Here is a 25,023-nt window from a genome sequence, read left to right as displayed (position 1 = left end):
ACGATCTGCATATCGAGATGTACAATGCACTCTTGCGCATATAGACAGCTACAAACGATTTGGTGCCGGATTATTCGTCACGAACCCAGAACATCGCGGAGGAAGGCAGGGCGATGGTCACCAGGTTTTGATCGTTCTCGACTCTGAAGCAGTTCGCCACCCGTCGCGAAGCTACGATTTCGATGACGGACGGCAGTTGTTGCGAATGGAAATGCATCGCTACGTTCGCGCCCATGTCGATGAGCCGGACAGTGCCGGTGAGCAGGCAATCATCGGGGCGAGGCGGGTGGCCGGCATCGCGAAGCATGATGTCTTCAGCGCGGATACCGAGGCGGACCGCCGTGCCGATCGGGGCCTGCCCCTGGAACCGAAAACGGCGACCCAGGCTGGGACAGTCAACTTCGATGTTTTCTCCCGACGCATCGACGATGGTGGCTGGAAAGAGGTTTTTGATACCGAGAAAGCGGGCCACGGCAAGGTTGGCGGGATGCCTGTAGATGGTTTTTTTGTCGCCACTCTGTTCCTGACGGCCATCGATCAAGACCGTGATCTTTTCGGCCAGAAAATAGGCTTCGGTGAGATCGTGGGTGATCAGCAACGCCGAAAGGCCGCGCTCACGTTGCAATTCGCTGACCAGCCACCACAACTCTCTGCGCAGGGTTTCGTTCAAGGCGGTAAAGGGTTCATCCAGCAATGCCAGACGCGGGTTGGCCGTCAGGGCGCGAACCAGCGCGACGCGTTGGCGCTCGCCTCCCGAGAGGGTGGTGATGCGGCGTTCGAGCAGCGTGCCGATACCGGTTATTTCAATCAGCCTGTCGAGCAGTGGTTGGAACTCCTCACGAGGGAGTTTACGTGCGCGTGCGCTGTAGCTGAGGTTGTCACGGACCGACAAATGCGGGAACAACCCTAAATGCTGCGGCACATAACCCAGGCGTCGTCGCTCTATGGGCCAGTGCGTAATCTCCTCGTCACCCAGACGTATCCGTCCGGCGGTCACGGGCACCGTCCCAAGGATGGCATTCAATAACGTGCTTTTACCGGAGCCGGACGGCCCCAATACCGCGTGGCACTCACCCTCGGCAAGAGAAAGGTGAATCTCTTCGAGACGGAAGTTGCCAACCCGGGTATGTAGCGCCTCGACCTCAAACATGCGTGCTCCTCCGTAACAGACGGCGTGCAGTGTACAGGGCGGACAGGCCGATAGCGACAAGCACAATGATCAGCGCCACCGTGCCTTCTATGTTCGCACTGGACAAACGCATGAAGATCGCAATGGGCAGCGTTTCGGTGCGCATGGCCATGCTTCCAGCCACCATCAACGTTGCCCCGAATTCTCCCAGAGCCTTCGCCCAGGTGAGGATAAAGGCGGCGATAAGACCGTTGCGCGCCAGTGGCAGCGTCACCGTGAAAAAAACGTGGCGTGGGCTGCCGCCCAGAGTACGAGCGACAGTCTCCAGATCCACCGGCACCTCGTCAAAGGCTGTCTTGAGCATGCGCGTTGCCAGGCCGAGGATGGTGACAAACTGCGCCAGCACAATCCCCGCGAAGGTAAATACGAAATACATCACATGGGTTTGCAGCCATTCACCCAACGGATTATTGAAAAAAATGAGGATAATCGCGCCAAGCGCCGCCGGAGAGACGATGATGGGAAACTCCAGCACGGTTTCGACCGCCTCTTTGCCGATGAAAGAGAAGCGCGACAGCGCATAGGCGGCGGGAATGGCCAGCAGCAGCGCCAGGAGGGTGGCCACCGTAGCGGCCATCAGCGACAGATTCACGGAGAACAGTGTGCGTCCCGAAAACAGGGTTTCCCACAGCGTTGTTCTGTTCAGAAACCAGGCCAGCGAGAGGATCAAACTGCCATAGAACATCAGGACCGCCAAAGCGGCCCCGATGCTGGTGTGCTTCAGATTGACCATGAACTTATTTCTTCAGCCAATCGGCAGGCACCACGTATTCGCCGCCCACCGGTTTTTGATCGCCCAGCCAAGCCATTGCGTCCTCCGAGGAGGCGAAGTATTCATACTTGGCGTAGATTTTCTGACCTTCCGGACCGGTCAGAAAATCGATGAACTTTTGCGCCTCATCACTCTGCTTGGTAAATTTGGAGATGGCGATGGGGATGTAGCCAATCCGGGGAATCTGCTCTTTGGGTATGCGGATGGTCTCGATACGTTCCGGATCCCAATACTGGAAGACCCGCCAGCCGATCACCGCATCGGCCTGTTTCAATGAGATGGCCGTGGCGGTTTTTTCGCATGAGCCGGTGTAGTTGGCGAGGTTTTTCTTGAAGGCGGCCTTTTCCTGGGGTGAAAACTCATTCTCAATGATCTCCACCGCGTAGGCACCCACGCACACCCCTTCCGGATTGGCAATGGCCACGCGCAGGCCCGGTTTGGTCAAATCTTTCAAGGTGCGGACGTTGTGCGGGTTGCCCTTATACACATTGATTGCAGGCACCAGATAGACGATCACCTTTTCCGTTTCGGCGAACACGTCGCCGTCACGCTTTGCGAGCTCCATATAATCTGATGATCCGGGGAAGTAGATGTCGCCCTGTTTGGCGAGCTTCATCTGCGACAGGACATAGCCGGAGCCACCAAAAACAACGTCAACCTTGATGCCGGTCTTCTGCTCGTAGGCTTTTGCGGCCTCTTCGGTTGGGGGTTGGGATGCAGCCCCGGCATAAACCAGCAGGCTGTCGGCCGCCTGGACGGACACAGCGGACACCACCAGCCCCAGGCAAGCAATCAATGCGTAAATCGACTTCAGTACTTTCATTTTTTTCTCCTTTGTCTGATTTGCTACAGTTTTGTAGGACAGAAAATGCAAAAATGTTCTTTCTTGCCTGAACAAAAGGCACATCCTGGCAATTTTCCACAAAAGCAACCCTGCCATTCACAATACGTAGCAGAATCAGTGTAAGCGCCCTTAAATCAGCACCTTTTTTCCAACCACTGACCGCCGCACACTGATTCCATCGTCACCTACGCGAGGAATCCACCATGAACTCAACCGAGCGCACACACTACTGGCAACAGCACATTGAACACTGGCGCGATACCGGGCTGTCCGGCGCTGCTTTCTGCAAACAGCAATCACTGTCCTATCACCAGTTTGTCTATTGGCGCCGAAAATTCGAAAGCACTGATGATGCGGCCGCTACCGAGCGTGTACCTACATCCGGCTTTGCTCGCGTTACCCAAGTGGCCGCTTCACCGCTATCGGATGATCTGACCCTGAGGCTTCCCGGTGGCATGGCCATTACCGGTCTGCATGCCGGTAATGTCGATCTGCTCGGTGCGATCCTGAGGCAGCTTTGATGAAGCCACGGTATCTTCGTCCCTCTCGGTCAATGCCGGAGATCTATCTGTACCGTGAGCCCATTGATTTTCGCAAGCAGGCCAATGGTCTGGCGGTGCTGGTTGAGCAGGAGCTGGGACATAGCCCCTTTACCGGTGCCCTGTATGCCTTCACCAACCGGCAGCGTAACAAGATCAAGTGCCTGATGTGGGAAGACAACGGTTTTATCCTCTACTACAAGGCGCTGGCCGAAGAGAAATTCAAGTGGCCCAGCCCGGCTGATGAGCTCATGCCGTTGACCGGCGAACAGATCAACTGGTTGCTCGATGGTTATGACATCAGCCTGCTGCAAGGCCATAAAACCTTGCATTATGAGGCCGTTGGATAGCCGGTTTTGGGTGCTTCAACTGGCTGTTTTTGATATAATTTTGCCCATGAAAACACAGCCCAAAACCACCTCAAAGACGCCTGATATCAGCGGTTTATCGACCGCTGACTTGTTGTCGATGGTGGCTGGGCTGCAGCAGCAACTCGCCTCGAAAGAGGCTGTGCTTGAGCGGCAAAACCAGGTGCTTGAGCAGCGGGATCAGGCCGTCAAAGAGCGTGACCGGCAACTCCAGCAGCGCGAGCAGTACATCCTGTTGCTGGAAGAGATGCTGCGCTTGCAGCGCATCCAGCGGTTCGCGGCCAGCAGTGAGAAAACGGCCCACCAGATCCACCTGTTCGATGAGTCCGAACTGGAAGCCGAGATCGATCAGCTGCGGGATCAGCTCCCGGACGATATTGAAGTTGCTGAAGACGATACTCCTGCTGCCACGTCTGCGCCCAAACGCCGTCAGCGCGGCTTCTCCGATCACCTGCAGCGTGAGCGTATCGAGCTGCTGCTGAGTGATGAAGAGAAGGCCGGGTCCGTCAAAACCTTCTTCACCAAGGTGAAGGAAGAACTGGAATATATCCCCGCCCAGCTCAAAGTACTGGAATACTGGCAGGAAAAAGCGGTGTTCGAGCAGGACGGTGATGAGCGTATCGTCGCTGCGGCGCGCCCGACACACCCGCTGGGTAAATGCATCGCCACCCCGGCCCTGCTGGCCTACCTGATCACCTCCAAATATGCCGATGGTCTGCCGTTGTATCGGCAAGAGCAGATGTTCAAGCGTCTGGGCCACGAGCTGAGCCGCACCAGCATGGCGCACTGGATCATCCGTCTGGATGAGGTGTTCAAGCCGCTGATCCACCTGATGCGGGAAGCACAGAACAGCGCGGCCTACCTGCAAGCCGATGAAACCCGGATCCAGGTACTCAAAGAGGATGGCAAGGCCGCCCAATCCGATAAATGGATGTGGGTGACCCGGGGCGGACCACCGGGCCAACCCTCAGTCCTGTTCGCCTATGATCCCTCCCGAAGTGGAGCGGTACCCGTACGCCTGCTCGATGACTTCAAGGGTGTCCTGCAGGCCGATGGTTACTCCGGTTATGCGCAGATCTGTTCAGCCAATGAGCTGACCCGCATCGGCTGCTGGGATCACGCTCGCCGCAAGTTCATCGAAGCGACCAAAGCGGCCAAGCCGGCGGGTAAAGGCAAACAGGCCAAGCTGTCCAAAGCGGATGTGGCACTCAGTCATATCAACAAACTGTATGCCATCGAACGTCAGATCAAGGACCTGAGCGTGGCCGAACGCTATCAGATCCGTCAGGCATCGAGCCTGCCTCGACTGGAAGCGTTCAAGGCCTGGCTGGACGCTAACGTGGGGCGTGTAATGAAGGGTGGACTCACCCGCAAGGCGATGGAATATACCCTGAACCAGTGGTCCACCCTGATCGGCTACTGTGAGCGGGGTGACCTGCACATCAGCAACGTGCTGGCCGAGAATGCCATCCGTCCGTTCGCCGTGGGTCGCAAGGCCTGGTTGTTCGCGGATACCCCGCAGGGCGCTCACGCCAGTGCTACCTGTTACTCCCTGATCGAAACGGCCAAAGCCAACGACCTGGAACCCTCGGCCTATATCCGGCATGTACTGGAGCGCATCGCCAACGCCGACACACTGGAAAAGCTGGAGCGACTGCTGCCCTGGAATGTTGAGTTGGAGCGAACTTCAAAAAAAGTGGCGCAGTACCGTTAAGGGCAAGTGGGTCGTTTTAACGGCGTTTACGAATCAGTGCCAGCCGGACAAGCTCCCTTCACCCGTCTTGTCTGGCATCAGATTCTGCAGAAAGAGGACGCTCGGCTAAAAAAGTTTTGAATTCTCTATACACCGCCCAGAACATTTCGATGGCCTGTACCCCCGCTTCGGTCAGGACCGCTCCACCGCCGCCTTTTCCTCCCGTGGTTTTCTCGACGACCGGTGTGTCGCTTTGCCGGTTCATCGAATCCACCAGTTTCCAGGCATGGCGATAGGACATTTCCATTGACCGGGCCGCCGCGCTGATCGAGCCGTAATCACGGATACGTTCCAGCAGGACGACCCGACCATAACCGAGAAAAGTGCCCTCGGAGCCTTCTATCCAGATTCTTCCTCTTACGCGATATGGTTTCGACATGGATTTAGGGCTGGTTTAAGGATCGTTATGTTTTCGCCAATATAGCGAGGACGAAATTGATTTTCAATGAAAAATATCCGGCTGAATCCCGCCCGCTGAAATTCGCCGTCACCCTCCGACACATCGCCGACGCTTCCGGTAAGTAACCGCTGAACGCTCCCCGCAGGTCGCGGAGAGCACAGCAAACTGACCGGAGACGTTGATGGAACTGTTCGCCACAGACCTGGAAAGGCTGGCGTTTCTACTGGAGGCCGATGCGGCGCTGACTCTCGATCCCGACACGCTCGGGTCCGAGGCCGCCGAACAGTCCGCTCCTGAAGAGCTCCCTCCCGAGAAGCGCCCCAAGTACATCACCAACTACATCGGCAGTAAGCAGAAGCTCGTCGACTGGATCTGGAAGCATACCCCGGAGGGCACTGGCACCGTGCTGGATGCCTTTTCGGGGTCTGCGGTCGTGGCCTACATGTACAAGACCAAGGGCCTCCAGGTCATCGCCAACGACCGGCTCCGCTACTGCCACCACGCCGCCAAGGCGATCATCGAGAACAACTCGGTTCGCCTGAGCGAGGACGAGATCGAGGCGCTCCTGGCCGACAACGCCAAGGCGGGCAGCTTCGTTCAGGACAACTTCAAGGGCATCTTCTTCGCCAAGGGCGTCCATGCGCTGATCGACACCATCCGCGCCAACTGCGACAAGCTCTCCGGCTTCAAGAAAGACATCGCCCTGTTCGGCCTCGGCAAGACCTGCATGAGCGGCAAGGGTGGCTTTGGCCACTTCTCGTCGTCCACCGATTATGGCCGCCGCCAGGACACTCCCGACGAGTTCAAGGATCGCTTGCGCAAGAACCTGCAGCGCATCAACGCCCTGATCTTCGACAACGACAAGGAAAACAAGGCATACCGGCAGGACATCAACGAACTGCTGCCGAAAGCCAAGGCGGATCTGGCCTACTTCGATCCGCCCTACGCCACCGAGTTTTCGACCACCAACTACGAGCGGGCCTACCACTTCGTGGAGGGGCTCATGACCTATTGGGAAGGGCTCGAAATCAAGACCGACACCAAGGTCAAGTATTACGAGACCGACCACAAGACCGTCACCAAGGCCAACGCCAACGAGTTCTTCCAGACCTTTCTCGGTAATGCAAAGCACATCCCGCACTGGCTGATTTCCTACCGCGATCACGCCTATCCCAACGAGCAGGAGATGAAACGGATCATCGGCTCCTTCGGCAAGCAGAGCCGGATGAAGTCCAAGGATCACCATTACGCCATCACCTCCAAGCACGGTGAGGCTTCCAACGCCAAGGAGCGTCTGTTCGTCTGCGCTCCCGGGGCCAAGGCCAGCGCCGAGCGGGAGGAAAAACCCGTTCCGATGGCCGCCGCCGCGAACTTCCACACCAGCATCCCCGTGGATATCCGGCTGGGCGAAGGCGAACGCCTCGCGACCGAGGCCATGGATGTCGGCTCGGCGGGCGACCCCCAGTTCAGCTTCGTGCTCTGCCGCACCGGGACCAACAAGAACGGCGACCACTTCACCGCCGAGGAGTTGTCCGGTCGGCACATGACGGCGGTGAACAAGAAGGTCGATCTGCAGCATTCGCAGGAGTTCAACGACATCGTGGGCGGCATCGTCGCCGCCGACTACCTGGAGGACGACAACGGCGGCCGCGTGGAATGCGTCGGCGAGCTGTACGTCCACGACACCCCGGCCGCCCGGCTGGCCTACAAGCTGATGAAGCGCGGGATCATCTCCCAGGTCTCCATGGAATGCGACTACCAGGAGGGTGAATGCTCGGTCTGCCACAAGCGCTTCCAGAACAAGGCCGACTACTGCACCCACCTGCGCAAATTCAAGGGCCGTGATGTGGGCGGCCAACCCGTTTTCGAGATTCTGCACGGCGTCACTTTCACCGGACTGGGACTGCTCGACCGCAAAGGCGCGGACGAAAACGCCAGGATTCTGCAGGTGGCGTCCCTTCAGAGCCAGCCCGACCAATCCCAACCCGAAGGAGATTCCACGATGGAAGACAAAACCAAACCTACCGATGACCCGGCCGTCGAAGCGGCCAAGAAGAAACCGGCCCAGCAGGAAGGCGATCCTGCCCGCGTTTCCGACCTGGAAAAGGAAAACCGGCAGCTCAAGGCCCAGGTGGCCGAGCTGCAGAAGCGCGTCCAGGAACTGGAAGCCGAACAAAAGGCGGCCGCTTGCCGCTCCCGCGCCAAGAAACTGCTCACCCGGCTGGAGAAGCAGGGGCTCTCCTTTGCGTCCGATGAGGACCGGGAAGCCGAGCTGAAACGCCTGGCCGAACTGTCCGACGAAGCCTTCGCCGCCACCGAGGCCGCTTACGAGCGCCTGCCCAGGTCGGCCAAGGCGGACAAGGACAAGGAAGAGAAACCCGCTGACAGCGACCAGGGCGGCAAGCCCGCCGCCAAGGCATCGACGGAAACCCCGCTGCGCAGCGACGCCGGTGTCCGGCCCCACGATGTGGACGACCGCAAGGTGTCGCTCGAGGACCGTCTGCGCGACGGGTTCATGGCCGCTTACCGCAACCGTGTCGGCGAGGACTCTCCCGAACACTCGCAAATCAACGCATAAGGAGGAAACACCATGTCATTCATCAATCCGTGTCACCGCAGCCTCGCCTATGGCGACGGCCACATCCAGGGCGACGGCCAGCTCGGCCAGGTGGTCCGCGTGGTCGGCGACGACCTGTTCGCCGTCAACACCGATCCCACCAAACGCTCCTTCGGCATCCTGATCAAGGATTACGCCGGTGGCGAAATGCCCGGCATCTACTGCGACGGCGGCGTTTACGAGACCAACGCCTTCGAAGGGACCGTCGTCGCCGGAGACGACCTGAAAGTTTCGGCGAGCGGTCGCCTGACCAACGGCGTCGCGGCCGGAGAGCACGTCGTCGCCCACGCCATTTCCGTACAGAGCGGCGTCCTCAAATTTCGCCTGCTCGTCTAACCCAAGGAGCCAACGCACATGAAAACCAATCAGTTGAAGATCCATTCCCAGGAATACATGGAAACCATGGCGCGGCTCATGAGCGAGGCTCTCGAGTCGCCCGAAGGCATGCGGGCGCTTGCCGCCGCCATCGCCGCGCCCATCGAACAGGAGATCAAGCGCAAGGAGATCTCCTCGCTGCTGCTCACCAAGCACACGTTGCCCAAGGGCGAACGTCCGGTCTACCAGAAGAAACCGACCGTCAAGGCCCACTGGATCAGCAAGGACGGCGACGCCCAGGAACAGGAGGTGGGCAAGGACGAGGTCGAGTTCCCCACCAACCGCATCCACTCCAACCCGATGGTGGACGTTTCCGTTCTCAAGAACGGCAACATCGGCACGCTGATGGACATCCAGACCAGCGCCGCCGACGCCATCCGCAAGGAGATGGACCGCCGCACCATCTCGGTGCTCTCCTCGGCCATCCCGGCGGCCAACACCATCGAGGTCACCGGCGACCTGCTCACCGAGGATGCACTGAACGAGGCCATCTCGATCATCGAGGACCTGGAGCTGTCGGTGAAGTACATCGTCATGCGCGGCCGCCGTTTCAACGACATGCGCGGCTGGAACCTCGATCCCCAGACCAAGCTCGAGCTGCGCCAGAAGGGTGTCATCAAGAACTACGGCACCGGCGGCATTCTGTTGACCGCCTCCATGCCGCTGGACGAGATCATCATCGTCCCGGATGAAGAGGTCGGGAAGATGCCTGTGCGCGAAAACCTGAAGACGGAGTCCATCGATCAGAAGACTCGCTTCAAGACCGGCTGGCTGGTGTGGTCCGAGATCGGTCAGGGCATTACCCGCCCCGACATCATGGCCAAGGTCAAACTGGTTCCGTAATCCGGGAGGTGACGTGAGATGAATCGAATCAAGAACATCCGTCCCGGCGTTCTGGTGATCCCCGACGCCGGGCTGAAACTCAAGCCCGGCCAGGTGGTCGAGGTGGAACGCCTCACCAAGCAGATCCAGGCGGCGCTCAAGAACGGCCGCCTGGCCATGGCCGACAAACCGAAGCAGGAACCGCTCGCCCCTCCAGAGCCCGACCAGGACGCGGAACCGGTGGACCTGAGCAAACTCTCCGCCACCGATGCCATCTCCAAGGTCAACGAGGAAGCCAATCCGGAAACCCTCAAAGGCTACATGGACACCGAGAAACGCCGCACGGTGATCGACGCGCTCAAGAGCCGTCTGGAGGGCCTGCAAGGTGCTGCTGAGTGACCTGATCGCCGACCTGCGGCTCGACCTGTCCGATCCGGGCGCATCTCTCTTCGAGGATCAGACCCTGGAGAGATGCGTCCGGAAAGCCGTTTTCCGGGTCGGCCGTGACCTCGACCAATCGCTGACGATCACGGCCGGAGAGATTACCCCCGATCCCACCGGCGAGGTCCGCGAGCTCCTGGTGATCATGGCGCAGATCCACGCCTGCCAGGTCATGCGTTCGGCCACCGCCAACGCCTTCTCCTTTTCCAGCGGCGACAAGCGGGTGGACAAAACCGGCCAGCCCGGCCACTGGGCCAAGCTCGAAGCCGATCTGCTCGCCGACTACCGCCAGCGGCTCACCGAGTTGCGTCCGGCCACCCAGCTCGACCAGGAAGCCTACATCCTGACCCCGAGCGGCCTTATGCCGGTCATCTACGAACAAGGGATCGATCTCGATGTTGTTGAATGACCGGGAACGCGCCGAAGCCGTGGCCGACGTCGCCCGGCTGATCCTCTCCTCCGGCCAGACCGCACGCATTCTGCGCGTGGTTCCCGGCGAGCGGCTCTACGGCACCGACGATGCCGAATACGCGGAAGTCTCTGTCATCCCCCTCGAACTGAACGAAACCCCGCCGGAGGAGCTGAGCGGCAAGATCGACGCGCTCGCCTGCGTCCTTCCGGATGCCGATGTCCAGGGTGAAGACCGCCTGGCCGCAGACAGGGAAACCTATCGCATACAGAGTGTGGAAGAAGAACACTTCTTCGGCACCGTCACCCATAAGAACCTGCAACTGGTGAAGCTCAATGGGCGTTAGGCGAACCGGTGACTGGGACAAGGCCCGCGCCAAGCTGACCACCGGCATGGGGCCGCGCCTGGCCACGGCCCTGCGTCAGACCACGATCCGCAACGCCCTTTTTCTGGTGCGCGAGATCCAGCGGGGGATTCGCTCCCAGGCCCCGGGCGGACAGGCCTTCGTGAAACTCGCCGAAAGCACCACCCTGCGCAAAGGATCAAGCAAGGCGCTCATCGACACCGGCTTTCTCGTCAACGCCATCACCCAGAAGATCATGGCCGACAAGGCGTTCGTCGGCCTGCTGCGCGGCACCGTCAACAAGGACGGTGAAGACATGGTGAACATCGGTGCCGTCATGGAGTACGGAGCCACCATCAAACATCCAAACGGCGCGACCATCGTCATCCCCGCCAGACCCTTTCTGCATCCGGTGATGGAGAAGTACCGCGAGCAGATCCTCCAGAACTATCGCGAGGCGATCCGCTCCGCGCTTTGAGCCTCCGACACATCGCCAGCGCTTCCGGTAAGTAACCAGGCAGAAAACGGAGGCGTCCCTTGAGCACGATACAGACCGTCACAGAAACCCTGATCCGCCTGGCCAAGCAGGCCATCCACCCGGACACCGTGCTGGTGTTCCCGGATGACCTGTTCGAGGTCCAGCGCACCCCCAGCGTCATCCTCCAGGGGCCGAAGCTGGCGGAAGACCGCTTCCGCCGCAGCCAGAGCCGCCTGTTCGAGAAGAATGTCGCGGAGCTGAGTTTCGAGGAGTGCCGGTTTCCCCGGCTCTATCACCTCGATTTCGACCTGGTGGTGACCGTGGACCGGGAGTCCGAACTGCTCGGTTTTCACGAATCGGTGTCGCGGTTTCTCCAGCTTCACCCGGAGATCGCCATCGCAGACCAGGGCAGCCTGAACCTCACCGAACTGGTTCCTCTGGGCGGTCTGGCCCGTGTGAACCTCTCCAACCTCCGGCAAAGCTCCGGACGCATCCGTATCGAATCCTGCCCGGTGTACGACGGCGACCTGCGCGACGGTCGGCTGATCCGGGACCGGACCTTCCAGTTTCATGTCGCACATCCCTGTGCTCCACCCCTTCGGGGCGACCTTCGGTCGTGCCAAACGGCTGTCCTGCCGTTTGGTCACGGCGACGTGACAGAGCAACGAACCATTCAACCGTAAAGGAGAACAACCGTGATCGAGATCAGAAACCTGCAGTTCCAACCCCTGACGTTCAACCTCTCCGGCCAGGGAACCCTCCACCTCGGGCCGCGAGAGCGCAAGAGCATCGCCCGCAAGGACCTCTCCGCCGAGATCAAGACCGCCGGAAAACGCGGGCTGGTACGCATCACCGACCTGACCGGCGGCGCGGAACCGGAGCCTGAAAAGCCCACGGCGACCGAGGACGCCGGAACCGATGAGGCCAAGACCACCAGCAAGCGGAGGAAATAACCATGCCGACCTATCTATCCCCCGGGATTTACACCCGGGAAACGGACTTCAGTTTCTATGTGAAGCAGATCTCGACCTCGTCGGCCGCCATGGTCGGGGTGGCCGAAAAAGGCCCGATCAACAAGCCCGTGCTGGTGACGAGCTGGGAGCAGTTCATCAACCGTTTCGGCTCCTATAGCAACGAGAGCTATCTGGCCTACGCCGCCCGGGCGTTTTTCGACAACGGCGGCTCGGTCCTCTATGTCACCCGTATCGCCCATCTCACCGATCCCACCGACCGGGACACGCTGACGGCGCTCAAGTCTTCCATCGTCCTGCAGAACCGGGAGGCGACGCCCGCCGACGCCCTGCGGATCGAGGCCGTGAACGAAGGCGTCTGGGGCGACCGGCTCTCCGTCTCCATCGAGGACGGCTCCCTTGACCCGGCCAACCATTTCAACCTGGTGGTCCGGCACAAAGGCGATGTGGTCGAGGTATTCAAGGATCTGAGCATGGACGAGACGCTACCGAACCATGTGGAGCTGGCGATCAACGACCGCTCGGATTTCATCCTGGTCCAAGATCTGGCCGCAGCAACGGGGACTCCCGGCGACCGTCCGGCATTGGGCGTGTTCACGCTCAGCAGCGGCGACAATGGGCTGACCAATCTGGCCGATGCGGACTTCATCGGCGATCCCTCGCAGCATACCGGCCTCTATGGCTTTGACGAGATCGACGCCCTGAACCTGCTGATGGTCCCCGGCGTCACCACGGTGCCGGTGATCAACGCCGGAATCGCCTATGCCGAGGGGCGTAAGGACCTGCTGTTCATCGCCGACACGCCCATGCATCTGGAGCCGCTCGAAGCGGTCGACTTCCGCAAGGGACAAGGGATGTACAGCCACGCGGCCTTCAACTCCTCCTACGCGGCGCTCTACTACCCCTGGCTGGAGATCAGCGATCCGGTCAACTCGCGCAAGAAGCTGGTGCCGCCCTGCGGCGCGGTGGCTGGATGCATCGCCCGCAGCGACCAGAAGACCAACGTCTGGAACGCGCCCGCCGGTATCGACCGTGGCCGCATCTTCAACACGCTCTCCCTGGCCTACAAGACCAGCCGTGGCGAGCGCGATGTGCTCTATCCGGAAGGGGTCAACGTCATCGCCGTGTTCCCCGACACCGGCATCAACATCTGGGGCCAGAAGACACTGCAGAGCCAGCCATCGGCCGTGGACCGCATCAACGTCCGCCGCCTGATGATGTACATGGAGGAAGCCATCTCGGAATCCTCCCGCTTCGTGGTGTTCGAGCCGAACCATCCCCAGACCTGGCGTGCCCTCGGCCGCCTGATCAACCCCTTCCTGCAGGACATCAAGGACAAGGGTGGCCTCTACGACTTCGCATTCCAGTGCGACGAGGAGACCAATACCCCGGCGGTCATCGACCGCAACGAAATGGTGGCCCGCGTGTTCGTCAAGCCGACCAAGACGGCGGAGTTCATCGAATTGAACTTCATCCTGACCAGCACCGGCGCGGACTTCAAAGAAATCATCTAACGGGAGAACACGGCTATGAGAAGCGGAAACATGCCCAAGAGCCTTTACCAGAACTGGCAGTTCGCCATCGAGGTAAACGGCTTCGACGTGGCCCTGTTCCATAAGGGACAGGAGCCCAAAACCGAATTCGAGGAAGTGGCCTTTGCCCCGGCCGGTTCGATGTTCGACCAGAAGGTGGCAGGCCGGGTCAAGTTCGAGGACATCACCCTCGAGAAAGGCACCCTGCAGGACGGCTCCGACGAGGCGGCCCGCGAATGGATCAAGAAACAGGTGGACGTGAACGCCGTCACCGGCGGCCTTCCGGCCGACTACATGCGCGACATCGACGTTGTCCGCTACGACCGCACCGGCAACGAGACCCGCCGCTGGACCCTGCACGGGGCCTGGGTGAAGGCGCTCGAATACGACGAGCTCGAGGGCGGCAACACCGAGAACACCATCGAGAAGCTCACCATCTGCTTCCAATACTGGACCTAAACCGGAGGATCGACCATGTACAGCTTTGAACTGCCAAGCGGCACTGAACTCGAGCTCCGGGAAATGACCGGGGCCGAGGAAGAACTGCTCACCAACCAGCGCCTGATCCGCTCCGGAGAGGCGATCAACCAGGTGCTCCGCAACTGTTTCGTCCGGCTGGGCGAGAAGACCGCCCCCGATCTTTCCGAGGTGATGAACCTGCTCTCGGGTGACCGGCTGTTCGCCTTGGTCCGCCTGCGCCAGATTTCCCTCGGCGACGAGGTGGAACTGGAGCTGAGCTGCCCGAACAGCGCCTGCCGCATGACCAACTTCGTGACCATCAATCTCGAGGATCTCAAGGTCACCCCCTACGGCGAGGAGCGCGAGTTCGCCTTCAAGCTGCCCGGCTCGAAGAAAGCCGTCCGCTTCGGATATCTCGACGGCCACAAGGAAAAACGCCTGGCCAGCCTGCGCGAGCCCAACATCTCCTCGGCCATGCTCATCCGCATCCTCGACATCGACGGCAAGGCTCCCTCCAAGAAGAGCCTGGCGGAAATGTCGATGCGCGACCGCAACGCGCTGCGGCAGGAAATGTCGCGGGTCGACGCGGGAATCGACACCTCGGTCGAAACCGAATGCGATGGCTGCGGCACCAAGATCCGCACCCGTCTGGAGGCAGAACCGGCTTTTTTGTTCCCAGGAGTTCGCTTGTAAGCGACGCATTCTTTCTCGCTTACGGCGGACTGCATTGGGGCTGGTCGGAAACCCGCTCGCTGCCGCTCAGGGTCCGGCGTCAGTTCGTCGAGGCCCTCGAGCGGCAGCTTGATTTTGAACGTGAGCAAACGGAACGGCGATAGATGAACGGCGATCTCGGACTGGGCATAGTGGTATCGATGAAGGATGCGTTTTCGCAGAACGCGCAGCGCATCCGTGGCTCCATGATGGACCTCGATTCCACCGTGGCGGATGCCAGCGAGCGGATGACCCGCAACCTGGACCGCATCCAGCAAGGCACCATGATGCTGGGGGCGGGACTGGCCCTGATGGCAGTGCCCGCCGCCCTGGTCGCCTCCACCGCCGCGACCCAGAAGGCTCTGGGCGAGCTGGCGTCCCTCGGCGTGCAGGACCTCCGGGCCATCGAGGACGCCGCAGAATCCTTCACCAACCAGTGGTCCGGTGCTGACAAGGCCGCGTTCATCACCGCCACCTACGATGTGAAATCGGCCCTGTCCAACCTCAGCGACGAGGCGGTGGGCGTCTTCACCTCCATGGCCGCCATGACCGCCAAGGCGACCAAGGCCACCACCCAGGAGATGGTCGGCACCTTCACCACGGCCTACGGGATCTTCAAGCCCATCATGGCCGACATGAACGACATGGAATGGGCGACCGCCTTTTCCGGAGCCATGGCGCAGACCGTGGCCTCGTTCAAGACCAACGGCACACAGATGGCCGACGCCATCAAGAACATCGGCGCGGTGGCGGCCGCGAGCAACATTCCCTTGAACGAGCAACTCGCCGTGCTCGGCCAGCTCCAGACCACCATGCCCGGCTCCGAGGCGGGCACGCTGTACAAGGCGTTCATCATGAAGGCGGCCGAGGCCGGTGACGAGCTTGGCCTGTCCTTCACCGACACCAGCGGCCGTCTCAAGGGCGTGGTTCCCATCCTGCAGGAGATCAAGCGCCAGTTCCCCGATCTCTCCAACGCCGCCGCCCAGGTGAAGCTGAAGAAGGCCTTCGGCTCCGACGAGGCGGTCAAGTTCCTGCTGCAGATGTCGGCGGGTATGGAGAGCCTCGAAGGCAATATCCAGTCGGTGGGCCGGGCCATGAAGACCGGCACGGTGGTCACCGAACAGATGGCCGACGCCATGAACCAGGACATCGGAGCCCGGTTCCTGCTCCTACGCCAGCAGGTGGCCAACTTCAGCGAAATTCTGGGTCGCACCTTGTTGCCGGTGGTGACGCCGGTGATCAACGGTGTCTCCCGCTTCATTCTGTTTCTGCAACGCATGGCCAAATCGATGCCGGGTGTGACCCGGGTGATCCTGGGGCTGTCCATGGCCCTCGGCACCATTCTGGTCGTGGCCGGAGCCGTCACCGCCGCCGTAGGCATGGTGGGACTCATGCTGCCCGCCATCAAGGCCGGATTCGTGGCCATCAGCGCCGCGCTCGCCGGAGTGGGTTCGGCGGTCGCGACCTATTTTCTGCCCGTCACCGCGATTATCGCTGGCGTGATCCTCTCGGTGTATCTGCTCAAACGCGCCTGGGAAACCAACTTCGGCGGCATCCAGGATGTCATCACCGGGGCCTGGAACAAGGTCTCGCTGGTCTTCCGGGGGATCAGGGAGCTGGTGGGCTCGCTCAGCGGCGGCGGCGGGCAGATGTCGGCCGAACTGGCCCATAAGCTCGAATCCGCCGGACTGCTGGGCTTCGTGGTCACCGTCTTCAAAGCCTATTATCGCGTTCGCGAAGCCTTGGCCGGATTGTGGGGCGCGTTTTCCCATGCCTTTGGCCGCATCCGCGCCATCCTCGAACCGACCGTCCGCACCCTGATGAGCGCCTATGCGGCGCTGGCCAGCGCGGTCTTTTCGGTGGTGGAGATCTTCGGCGTGGCCGCCAGCGCCACCGACGGGTCGTCCTGGCGCACCTTCGGCACGGTTATCGGCACCGTCGCCGGTGTGCTTCTGCAGGGGCTGGCATTCGCGCTGAAGATCGTGGCCTGGAACCTGTCGCTCATCGTCCGAGCCCTGGCGGTGGTGGTGCGCAGCGTGGTCTGGGTCGGCAAGATCATCGTCGGGTCCCTGGTCGGAGCGGCCAAGTTCATCTACAAGTTCCTGCTACCCGTGCGCATGATCGGCGAGGCCTTCATGGCCGCCGGGAAGATCGTCTATTCCGTCTGGCAGGTGCTGACCGGCGACATCTCCCTGCTGGACGGTCTCAAGGCCATCGGCGGCGCTGTCTACGATTTTCTTGCCACCCCGTTCCGATGGACGCGGGATGTGGTGGTCGGTGTCTGGAATTTCATTTCCGGCATCTTCACCTCCATCGGACGCCTGGTGGCCGACGCCGCCGGGCAGATCGGCCAGGCGATTTTGAATCTGCCGATCATCAGCACCCTGCGGGATCTGTTTGCCACCGTGCGCTCCTTCTTCGCCGGGGACACCACCTTTTTCGAGGCGGGCAAGAAGCTACTGATCACCCTGGGTGAAGGGATCTGGTCGGCGGTGACCTATCCCTTCACCATGCTCAAGAACGCCTTGGGCAAGCTGCGCAATCTGCTGCCGTTTTCCGACGCCCGCGAGGGACCGCTCGCCAGCCTGACCGCCTCCGGCTCCGCGCTGCTCAAGACCCTCGCCGACGGCATGAGCCTTACCCAGACGCTGCCCGCGAAAGTGTTCGGCTTCGCCGCTCGCGGGATTCTCTCGGCCGCTGCGGGAGCCTGGCAGCAGATCAAAACGGCAGGCGGAAACCTCATGGACGCCGCCTCGGCTCCTTTCCGGATGGCCGGAAAACTCTGGGACGGTCTGACCTCCGGGGCTCAATCCGTCGCGGCCAAGGCCGGTGCCATCTTCGGCGGTCTCAAACAATCACTGTTTGGCGACACACCTGAGCTGGCGATCAAGCAGCCCCAGGTCAATACCTGGGACGCGCTGGCCACGGGAGCCGTCACTGTCCGTGACCGGATCGTTGCCACGCTGTCGGCCGTCCCCGGGGCTGTGGGCCGAATCTTTGCCAGTACCGGTACCGAAGGGCAATCCCTCTGGCAAAGGCTTTCCAGCGGCGCGAGCGCGGGCATTCAGGCGATCAAGGATCGCAGCGCCGGGATTGCCAACGGTTTACTGTCCTCCGCTCGCGCCATGCTGGGAGTCCAGACCCCGATTCCGCAGGTGGCCGAGCAGAAGCAACCGCTCGGAGCTGCGCCGCCCGCCGAATCGATTGGGCAACGCATCATCGAAAGCGTGCTCAGTCTCGTGCCGCGTCTGGACGAGCGCCTGGTGCCCAAGGCCCTGAGCGCCATGCTGATGCTCCAGCCGGTCATGGCCACGGCCGCACCGCCTCCGCAACCGATGAACGGTACCGTGCAGACCGTCGCGGCGGCCGTCGAGCCGGTAAGTAAGAGCTATATCCAGCCGTTCGCGGTGGAACCGGCACTGGAAAAGGGAGACGCCTCTCTGGCTCCGGCCGGGATCGAGCGGCCCATAACGGCCGCTCCGACTCCGATAGCGAAGCCCCTGCAATCCGGACTCGCCGAGACGGTGCCTTCCGAACGGTTGATTACTCCGGCCCGCACCGCTCCCGCGACACCCCTGCGGGGAGAGGACGCCGGTCCGGGTCTGCGCGAGCTTCTGGAATCGCTGCTCTCGCGCCTCGATGGTCTGGCCGACCGCCCGGTGGAACTGAGCGTGACCACCAACATCGATGGCCGGAAGGTGGCCGAGGCCGTCTACAAGGATCTTCGGGAGCGGAAGATCAGAAACTACGAAACACTTTGAGAGGACCGATGAAACGCATCTTTGTCTGCAGCCCGTTCGCGGGTGACATAGCCCGAAACGTGAAGGTCGCAGAGGCGCTTTGCCGACGGGTCATGAGAAACGGTCACGCGCCGTTCGCGCCGCACCTGTTGTATCCAACATTCACCGATGACAGCGTCCCCGAGCAGCGGGAGACTGGCATCGCCTGCGGTCTGGCCTACATGGAATGTTGCGACGAGGTGTGGGCGTTCACCGGCAACGGCATTTCCAGCGGCATGCGGCAGGAACTCGACCGGGCCGGACAACTGGGCAAGCCGATCCTCGAGATCGCCGAGGTGTAAGCAATGGCCTGGGATCAACAGCCCATCAAGGGATATCTGGTGGACGCCGACACGGGGGAGCGGCTCGAATTCCAGTACAACCCCAACTCCATCAGCGACGAGAAGTCGACCGACTACGCGACGATCAAGATCCCCGGCATGAGCCACCCGCGCTACCAGTACGTCGCCGGGGAACCGCGCCGGATTGCCTTCAAGGTCGAGCTGTTCAAGGGGCCGGTCAAACAGAAGGTCGACTGGCTCCGCTCGCTGCAATATCCGGAGCACGCCGGAACCATGCTCAAGAACGCACCGCACCGCGTACTGCTCATTTTCGGCGATCTCTACCCCGGCGTGACCTGCATCGTCCGGCAGGTGAAGGCGCGTTTCTTCGGCCTGTTCGACCGGGACAACCTGCTGCCGCAACGGGCCGAGGTGGACATCGTCCTCGAGGAATATGTGGACCGTTCCATCAACTGGTCGGAGGTGCGCTCATGATCGGCCGCAATTCCCGATACGCCCGCTGCCTTCTCTACCGGGACAGCGACGGTACCTCCCTCGGCATGCGCCAGCGCATCGACACCACCCCCAGACACGACGACCGCCTACACACCGTGGTCGAGGGCGACCGCCTGGATCTGCTCGCGCACCGCTATCTGGGTGACGCCAGGCTCTGGTGGATCATCTGCGACTACAACGACCTCTTTTTCCCGTTGGCGCTCGAGCCGGGTCTGGCGCTGCGTATTCCCTCCCGCGAACACGTCCAAATGCGCCTGCTCGACTGAAGCGTCCGACACCTCGCCATGCCTTCCGGTAAGTAAGCAGGGAACTGCGAACCGCCGGAGAGACGCATGGATCTGGATACCTTCAAACCGACATTTCTGATTCAGATCGAGGGGCAAGACCTCTCGAAGGACATCACCCAGGAGATCACCTCGTTCGTTTTCACCGACAACGAGGAGGAGTTGGATGTCCTCGAACTGTCGGTGACCGACCGCAACCTGCAGTTCGTCGACGATCCGCTGTTCCAGGAAGGCAACGAGATCGTGGCCCGCTTCGGCTACGTGGGAAACCTCTCCCCGCGCAAGAAGGCGGTCATCAAGGACATCGATTACGATTTTCCGGAAAACGGCGATCCGACCATCCGGATCAAAGCCTATGACAAAGGCTTCAAGCTGGCCGGAAAGGAAAACCAGAAGGTCTGGCAGAAACCCGCTCCCGGCATCCTCTATTCGGAAATCGCCGAACAAGTCGCTGCCGCCAACGGCCTCACCCCGGTGGTCACGGCCACCAAGGGAACCCATCTCCGCGTCACCCAGAGCAACATCTCGGATGCCCAGTTCCTCAAGGAGCTGGCGGAAAAGGCTCGCGACCGCGATGGCGACGGCGTGAGTGGCTATGTCTTCTACATCCAGGACGACGAACTCCATTTCCATCCCCGCGAGCTCGACCAGACGCCGCTTCTGACCCTCGAATATTTCACCGACACCAAGGGCCTGCTGCGCTCGTTCCGCCCCAGCACCCAATCCCAGGGAGCCAAGGGCGCGGGTGTCGAGACCAAGACGGTCGGCGTCGACCCGCGCAAGAAGGACGTGGTCGAGCACAAGGCCAACAACGCCAGTACGCCCGAGCGGACGGCCCTGGGTAAGCAGACTTATCTGGTCGACGGCAACACCGGCGAAGGCAGCTTCAAGGAACAGGAGACGGGGCAGATCGTGCCCAGCTTCGACCGTTCCGAAGGCTTTCACGAAGAGCCGCGCCAGGAGCCCGCCCAGGACAGCGCCGAAGGCAAGTTCCGCGAGGCCGAGCTGCGCCAGGTCGAGGCGGATGCGGCAACCATCGGCATTCCCCAGCTACGCGCCAAGAAGAACGTCGAGATCAAGGGCGTGGGCCGGAAGTTTTCCGGCATCTACTACTGCCACTCGGTGCGCCACAGCATCAGCGGCGCTGGCTATCTCTGCGAACTCAAACTCAAGAAGAACGCCCTCGGCAAGGGCGCGGGCGACAAGTCCGCCGAGTCCCAGGGCAAACCCAACGACAGGGAGGCCCCGCCCACGCCGCAAAACGAGCCACCAGCCATGGTGACCATCGACGCGGATTCCGGCGCGGTCACACAAGGAGGCGGCAATGGGTGATCTCAGCAAAAATTTCAACCGTTCGGAATTCGCCTGCAAGGGCAAAAACTGCTGCGGCCATTCGGCTGCGGTCCATCCCGACCTGGTCGACGCCTTGCAGACACTGCGCGACCGCATCGGCAAACCGCTGTCCATCACCAGCGGCTTTCGCTGCAACCGGCACAACAAGGCGGTGGGCGGCGCGGAGCAGAGTTTCCACACGCTGGGCATGGCGGCCGACGTGAGCTGTCCCGCTGGCGTTTCGCCTGACGCACTGGCGGTCATCGCCGAGGAGATCCCTCTTTTCCGCGAGGGCGGCATCGGGGTCTACGCCTCCTGGGTCCATCTCGACGTGCGCCAGTCGGGCAAGGCGAGGTGGCGGTCATGAGCGCCCAAACCAAGACCCTGTTTTCCGGCACCGCGCTGGGTCTCTCCGGACCGCTTCGGGTGGAGATCCTGCCCAATGGAATGACCGCGAGGTTGACCCAGCCGTTCCGTGTCCGCACCGGCGCTGGCCGCATCATCGAAGTGCCCGCAGGGTTCGAGACCGACTTCGCCTCGGTGCCGCGCCTGTTCTGGCGCGTGGTGCCGCCCTGGGGACGATATTCCCCGGCGGCCGTCGTTCACGACTATCTCTACCACACCGGTAAGGTCTCGCGGCTTGCTGCCGACCGCCTCTTTCTCGAATTGATGGCGGCCCTGGGCGTGCCCCTGTGGAAAAGGCAGGTCATGTATTGGGCGGTTCGCCTGGGCGGTTGGCTGGCCTGGGACGCCAGTCGAAAACGGGAGGCGGAGCATGCTTGAAACCCGCGACCGTCAATCCGAGGAGCGCTACCGCAACCGCTGGTACGGCAAGTACCGGGCCTTCGTGCGCGACAACAACGATCCCGAACGCCTTGGCCGGGTCCGCCTGGAAATCCCCGCCGTGCTCGGCAGCGGGCGGGAGAACTGGTCCGAATGGGCCGCGCCCTGTTTCCCCTACGGCGGCAACGACGACACCGGCATGTTCCTGGTCCCCGAGGAAGGGGCCTCGGTCTGGGCCGAGTTCGAGGGCGGCGTCGTCCAGTATCCGATCTGGACCGGGGTGTGGCTGGCCAGGAGCAATCCCGGCGAGCAACCCGAGGAATCCAAGCGCACCTGCGCGAATGCCTTCTGTCATGACTGTGAGGACAAGGTCGAGCATCAGGCCAACCGGCACGACGATCTCGAACACAAGAAGTACCACGGCCATCCGCCGTATTACTGCCCGCGACTGAAGGTTCTGCTCAAGACCGAAACCGGACACACCATTCTGGCCGATGACCGCGACGGCGACGAGCTGCTGCGGATCATCGACCGCGCCGGTCAGATCCTCACCATGGAAGGGAAGGTGAAGCCGGAAATGCAGAGCGGCAACGCCCTGCGGCGTGGCACGAAGGACGCCGAGAAAGGTGACCAGCTCGACATCGCCTCGCAGATCGTCGGCTCCCGCGCCCGCATTCAGCTCACCGACCTCTGCCGCCAGCAGGTGATCCTCGAAGCCTGGCAGGACAAGGAGAAGGTTCACATCCTTTCGTGCGACAAGGGCCGCTCCCGCTGGCAGAAGATCCTCGTCGATACCACCAAGGGTCGGGAGAAGGTTCACATCTGGGGACTCAACGGTACCCAGGAAATCCTCGTCGATTCCACCGCCGCCGCCGAACAGATCCGCCTCACCGACAAGGCCGGTCAGGTGGTGCGCATGAACGCCGCGCCAGGCCAGGAGAGCATCAGCGCCACCGACAAGTCCGGCAGCCTCGTGTTTATGGATGGGGTGGCCGGAAACATCATCATTCGCTCGACGAACACTGTCTTGATCAATACCTGAAGGAAGCATCGCATGGGAGAAAGAACAACAACGCCCTCCGGACTCTCGGCCAGCGAGGAATTGCTGGCCCGGACTTTCGATCATTGGCGGGAGGAATTCCGCAGCATCCTCGAAAACCACCGCCGGGAAATCCAGGACCGACTCGAGAAGATCGAACGTGAAATCGAGAAGAAATCGGACAAGGAAAACGTCGAGGTACTGGTCCGCTCGATCTATTCCGATCTGCACCGTCACGCCGAGGAGATCGACCGGCTGCACGCCCGGGTCGGCTCCAAGATGGGGACCGAGACCATGTGGAAGATCGTCGGCCTGGTGTTGACCATCGGCAGCACCATCGGTGGACTCGTCGGCTTTCTGATCCATCTGTTGCTGAAGGTGAGCCCATGAGCTCCCAGGCGCGACTCGGCGACATCAGTAGTCACGGCGGCGTCATCATCACCGGAGCAAGCCGGACGCTGGACAACGGCATGCCCGTGGCCCGCATGGGGGACTTGCACGTCTGTCCCATCCCGGGGCATGGCGTGACGCCCATCGTGACCGGCAGCTTCGACACCATCACCGAAGGATTGCCCAACGCCCGCATCGGCGACATCACCGCCTGCGGAGCCATCATCGTTACCGGCAGTCCCGACACCATCGACAATTGAGGGGGGACGCCATGAACAATCTCGAACAGCTGCAGGAACCGCACTACTGGGATGTCTTCCCGAAACTGATCCGGGTCTCGCGATCCCCATTCGTCCAGCGCATTCCGCTCTCGATCCGTGGTCTACCCGAAGCGCCGGTGTTCGAATCGTCCAATCCCGACGTGGCCAGTGTCGATGAGGACGGCAATGTCGAGTGCGGCTTCGTTCCCGGGGCGGCCATGATCCTGGTCTGGGATTCGCCCGAGCGGCTCAGCCTGCGTCACGTCCAGGTCGAGGTCTATGGCGGCGGCGTCTCCGCACCGGTGGAGGTTCCTTCATGACGGATACCGCGTCAGCCTATAACCACTGGGAGGTACAGCCTCGCTCCATCCGGCTCTCCGCTGGCGAGTTCGAGCAACGGGTTCCGCTCTCCCTGCGCGGCGACGTGGACGCTCCGGTCTTTGCCACCAGCAACCCGGAGGTCGCGGAGATCGGGCCGGACGGTGTCATTCGCTGCGGCTGGACCATCGGCAACGCCGTGCTCATGGTCTGGCGATCCTCGGCCCGGGACAGTCTCCGCCATGTTCTGGTGGAGGTCCGCGATCCGTCCTGGTTCGCCGACCACCCGGACTTTGCCAGCGGAGCCACGGTCTTCCTCAGCGGCATGGTGGTCAACGCCCTCAACACCAGCGGCGTAGGCAACGCGCTGATCGAATTCCGCCGCTCGGAATCCGGCCCGGCTGCGTACCAGACCTTCGCCAACGCCTATGGCGGGTTCGAGCTGTCCGTACCCGAGGGGTTCTATTACGTGGAGGTCACCGCGCCGGGATACATCGCCTGGCACGGCTGGGTGAACGCTGACCCCAACACCTCCGGCGACATCCAGATCGTTCTCTCGCCCGAGCTCGACGGCCAGATCGCCCGCATCGTGTTGCAGTGGGGCCTGAATCCCCGGGACCTCGATTCCCATCTCACCGGACCGACGCCATCGGGCGGCCGCTTCCATGTGTTCTATTCCCACACCATCGAAAACGAGGCGGCGGAATTGGATGTGGACGACACCAGTTCCTACGGACCGGAGACCATCACCATCCATCGGCTCATCCCCGGCGTCTACCGTTACGCGGTCCACGATTACACCAATCGCAACGCCAATCCGAGCACCGGCCTGGCGCAGTCCGGAGCATCGGTGAAGGTGTTCTTGAGCGATGGCCGTGAGCAGACCTTCACCGTTCCCAATGCCCCGGGCACGGTCTGGACCGTATTCGAAATCGACGGCGCGACCGGAACGGTGACGCCGGTCAACGCCATGAGCTATCAATCCCAACCCGCCAATGTCGGCATGTAATGGAGGTTT

Annotated in this window: 31 protein-coding genes; 27 read left to right on the top strand and 4 right to left on the bottom strand. The window is 61.5% G+C overall.

The features are described from left to right. Positions 1 to 70: 70 nt before the first annotated feature. The 3 genes from BR00_RS05235 to modA are packed head-to-tail and all read right to left on the bottom strand — an operon-like array spanning position 71 to position 2,784. The gene (locus BR00_RS05235; protein WP_496476547.1) at positions 71 to 1,150 is read right to left on the bottom strand and encodes an ABC transporter ATP-binding protein; all 1,080 of its coding nucleotides are present in this window, start codon (positions 1,148 to 1,150) and stop codon (positions 71 to 73) included. Continuing rightward, positions 1,143 to 1,922 (bottom strand): molybdate ABC transporter permease subunit, encoded by a 780-nt coding sequence (locus BR00_RS05230; RefSeq protein ID WP_496476546.1) that lies wholly within the window; start codon positions 1,920 to 1,922, stop codon positions 1,143 to 1,145. Before BR00_RS05230 ends, BR00_RS05235 begins: the two co-directional genes overlap by 8 nt. A 4-nt stretch (positions 1,923 to 1,926) precedes the next feature. Then, the gene (gene modA, locus BR00_RS05225; RefSeq protein WP_496476545.1) at positions 1,927 to 2,784 is read right to left on the bottom strand and encodes a molybdate ABC transporter substrate-binding protein; all 858 of its coding nucleotides are present in this window, start codon (positions 2,782 to 2,784) and stop codon (positions 1,927 to 1,929) included. A 224-nt stretch (positions 2,785 to 3,008) separates the two neighbouring features. Here modA and tnpA point away from each other — a divergent pair, with 224 nt between their 5' ends. Genes tnpA through tnpC form a run of 3 tightly spaced genes read left to right on the top strand, consistent with a single transcriptional unit; the run spans position 3,009 to position 5,426 of the window. Then, on the top strand, positions 3,009 to 3,326 hold the full coding sequence (gene tnpA, locus BR00_RS05220; RefSeq protein WP_496476544.1) for an IS66 family insertion sequence element accessory protein TnpA: 318 nt from the start codon (positions 3,009 to 3,011) through the stop codon (positions 3,324 to 3,326). Then, the gene (gene tnpB / locus BR00_RS05215) at positions 3,326 to 3,694 is read left to right on the top strand and encodes an IS66 family insertion sequence element accessory protein TnpB (RefSeq protein WP_354467147.1); all 369 of its coding nucleotides are present in this window, start codon (positions 3,326 to 3,328) and stop codon (positions 3,692 to 3,694) included. The genes tnpA and tnpB overlap by 1 nt, the downstream gene beginning before the upstream one ends. A 46-nt stretch (positions 3,695 to 3,740) precedes the next feature. Next, entirely contained in the window at positions 3,741 to 5,426 is a 1,686-nt protein-coding gene (gene tnpC / locus BR00_RS05210; RefSeq protein WP_496476543.1) for an IS66 family transposase, read from the top strand. Positions 5,427 to 5,484: 58 nt separating this feature from the next. Here the strand turns inward: tnpC and BR00_RS05205 are convergent, their stop codons facing one another. Further along, positions 5,485 to 5,844: a winged helix-turn-helix domain-containing protein gene (locus BR00_RS05205; protein ID WP_496476542.1), complete on the bottom strand. Its 360-nt coding sequence runs from the start codon at positions 5,842 to 5,844 to the stop codon at positions 5,485 to 5,487. Positions 5,845 to 6,046: 202 nt separating this feature from the next. Between BR00_RS05205 and BR00_RS05200 the strand changes: the two genes are divergently transcribed. From BR00_RS05200 to BR00_RS05085, 24 genes are all read left to right on the top strand, one after another. Then, positions 6,047 to 8,443, top strand: coding sequence for a DNA adenine methylase (locus BR00_RS05200; protein WP_496476541.1), 2,397 nt, complete (start codon positions 6,047 to 6,049; stop codon positions 8,441 to 8,443). A gap of 12 nt (positions 8,444 to 8,455) precedes the next feature. Next, positions 8,456 to 8,818: a hypothetical protein gene (locus BR00_RS05195; protein ID WP_496476540.1), complete on the top strand. Its 363-nt coding sequence runs from the start codon at positions 8,456 to 8,458 to the stop codon at positions 8,816 to 8,818. 18 nt (positions 8,819 to 8,836) lie between these two features. Then, a complete protein-coding gene (locus BR00_RS05190; RefSeq protein WP_022992997.1) occupies positions 8,837 to 9,700 on the top strand; it encodes an HK97-fold major capsid protein in 864 nt (287 codons plus the stop codon). Between the two features lie 18 nt (positions 9,701 to 9,718). Further along, positions 9,719 to 10,078, top strand: coding sequence for a hypothetical protein (locus BR00_RS05185; protein ID WP_052881349.1), 360 nt, complete (start codon positions 9,719 to 9,721; stop codon positions 10,076 to 10,078). After that, positions 10,065 to 10,529 carry a hypothetical protein gene (locus BR00_RS05180; RefSeq protein WP_011700598.1) on the top strand — a complete coding sequence of 155 codons (465 nt, stop codon included), beginning with the start codon at positions 10,065 to 10,067 and terminating at the stop codon, positions 10,527 to 10,529. Before BR00_RS05185 ends, BR00_RS05180 begins: the two co-directional genes overlap by 14 nt. Further along, positions 10,516 to 10,875 (top strand): hypothetical protein, encoded by a 360-nt coding sequence (locus tag BR00_RS05175; protein ID WP_011700599.1) that lies wholly within the window; start codon positions 10,516 to 10,518, stop codon positions 10,873 to 10,875. Before BR00_RS05180 ends, BR00_RS05175 begins: the two co-directional genes overlap by 14 nt. After that, positions 10,865 to 11,350: a phage virion morphogenesis protein gene (locus BR00_RS05170; protein ID WP_496476539.1), complete on the top strand. Its 486-nt coding sequence runs from the start codon at positions 10,865 to 10,867 to the stop codon at positions 11,348 to 11,350. The genes BR00_RS05175 and BR00_RS05170 overlap by 11 nt, the downstream gene beginning before the upstream one ends. Positions 11,351 to 11,409: 59 nt before the next feature. Next, positions 11,410 to 12,033 carry a hypothetical protein gene (locus BR00_RS05165; protein WP_496476538.1) on the top strand — a complete coding sequence of 208 codons (624 nt, stop codon included), beginning with the start codon at positions 11,410 to 11,412 and terminating at the stop codon, positions 12,031 to 12,033. A 12-nt stretch (positions 12,034 to 12,045) separates the two neighbouring features. Then, entirely contained in the window at positions 12,046 to 12,303 is a 258-nt protein-coding gene (locus BR00_RS05160) for a hypothetical protein (RefSeq protein WP_020886729.1), read from the top strand. A gap of 2 nt (positions 12,304 to 12,305) precedes the next feature. Further along, entirely contained in the window at positions 12,306 to 13,835 is a 1,530-nt protein-coding gene (locus BR00_RS05155) for a phage tail sheath C-terminal domain-containing protein (RefSeq protein ID WP_496476537.1), read from the top strand. A gap of 15 nt (positions 13,836 to 13,850) precedes the next feature. Next, positions 13,851 to 14,312: a phage tail protein gene (locus BR00_RS05150; RefSeq protein ID WP_015721240.1), complete on the top strand. Its 462-nt coding sequence runs from the start codon at positions 13,851 to 13,853 to the stop codon at positions 14,310 to 14,312. A 15-nt stretch (positions 14,313 to 14,327) separates the two neighbouring features. Beyond that, positions 14,328 to 15,005 carry a T4 family baseplate hub assembly chaperone gene (locus tag BR00_RS05145; protein ID WP_496476536.1) on the top strand — a complete coding sequence of 226 codons (678 nt, stop codon included), beginning with the start codon at positions 14,328 to 14,330 and terminating at the stop codon, positions 15,003 to 15,005. A 143-nt stretch (positions 15,006 to 15,148) separates the two neighbouring features. After that, positions 15,149 to 18,784 (top strand): phage tail tape measure protein, encoded by a 3,636-nt coding sequence (locus BR00_RS05140; RefSeq protein WP_496476535.1) that lies wholly within the window; start codon positions 15,149 to 15,151, stop codon positions 18,782 to 18,784. An 8-nt stretch (positions 18,785 to 18,792) separates the two neighbouring features. Continuing rightward, positions 18,793 to 19,104 carry a DUF7768 domain-containing protein gene (locus BR00_RS05135; RefSeq protein WP_092193088.1) on the top strand — a complete coding sequence of 104 codons (312 nt, stop codon included), beginning with the start codon at positions 18,793 to 18,795 and terminating at the stop codon, positions 19,102 to 19,104. Between the two features lie 3 nt (positions 19,105 to 19,107). Further along, a complete protein-coding gene (locus tag BR00_RS05130; protein ID WP_011366981.1) occupies positions 19,108 to 19,578 on the top strand; it encodes a CIS tube protein in 471 nt (156 codons plus the stop codon). Beyond that, the gene (locus BR00_RS05125) at positions 19,575 to 19,865 is read left to right on the top strand and encodes a LysM peptidoglycan-binding domain-containing protein (RefSeq protein ID WP_013219047.1); all 291 of its coding nucleotides are present in this window, start codon (positions 19,575 to 19,577) and stop codon (positions 19,863 to 19,865) included. The genes BR00_RS05130 and BR00_RS05125 overlap by 4 nt, the downstream gene beginning before the upstream one ends. Before the next feature lie 66 nt (positions 19,866 to 19,931). Next, positions 19,932 to 21,215, top strand: coding sequence for a phage late control D family protein (locus BR00_RS05120; RefSeq protein WP_496476534.1), 1,284 nt, complete (start codon positions 19,932 to 19,934; stop codon positions 21,213 to 21,215). Next, positions 21,208 to 21,582, top strand: coding sequence for a YcbK family protein (locus tag BR00_RS05115; protein ID WP_496476533.1), 375 nt, complete (start codon positions 21,208 to 21,210; stop codon positions 21,580 to 21,582). The genes BR00_RS05120 and BR00_RS05115 overlap by 8 nt, the downstream gene beginning before the upstream one ends. Then, on the top strand, positions 21,579 to 21,998 hold the full coding sequence (locus BR00_RS05110; RefSeq protein WP_133039028.1) for a DUF1353 domain-containing protein: 420 nt from the start codon (positions 21,579 to 21,581) through the stop codon (positions 21,996 to 21,998). The genes BR00_RS05115 and BR00_RS05110 overlap by 4 nt, the downstream gene beginning before the upstream one ends. After that, positions 21,991 to 23,040, top strand: coding sequence for a phage baseplate assembly protein V (locus BR00_RS05105; protein WP_496476532.1), 1,050 nt, complete (start codon positions 21,991 to 21,993; stop codon positions 23,038 to 23,040). Before BR00_RS05110 ends, BR00_RS05105 begins: the two co-directional genes overlap by 8 nt. Before the next feature lie 12 nt (positions 23,041 to 23,052). Continuing rightward, positions 23,053 to 23,427, top strand: coding sequence for a hypothetical protein (locus BR00_RS05100; RefSeq protein ID WP_496476531.1), 375 nt, complete (start codon positions 23,053 to 23,055; stop codon positions 23,425 to 23,427). After that, the gene (locus BR00_RS05095; protein ID WP_011366988.1) at positions 23,424 to 23,687 is read left to right on the top strand and encodes a PAAR domain-containing protein; all 264 of its coding nucleotides are present in this window, start codon (positions 23,424 to 23,426) and stop codon (positions 23,685 to 23,687) included. The genes BR00_RS05100 and BR00_RS05095 overlap by 4 nt, the downstream gene beginning before the upstream one ends. A gap of 11 nt (positions 23,688 to 23,698) precedes the next feature. Further along, positions 23,699 to 24,007, top strand: coding sequence for a hypothetical protein (locus tag BR00_RS05090; RefSeq protein ID WP_496476530.1), 309 nt, complete (start codon positions 23,699 to 23,701; stop codon positions 24,005 to 24,007). Further along, positions 24,004 to 25,014 (top strand): YfaP family protein, encoded by a 1,011-nt coding sequence (locus tag BR00_RS05085; protein ID WP_496476529.1) that lies wholly within the window; start codon positions 24,004 to 24,006, stop codon positions 25,012 to 25,014. The genes BR00_RS05090 and BR00_RS05085 overlap by 4 nt, the downstream gene beginning before the upstream one ends. Positions 25,015 to 25,023 lie beyond the last annotated feature (9 nt).

Source organism: Thermodesulfomicrobium thermophilum DSM 16697, from assembly GCF_059568695.1.
The sequence above is the reverse complement of the archived record's forward strand: the minus strand, read 5'-3'. Positions and strand labels throughout refer to the sequence as shown.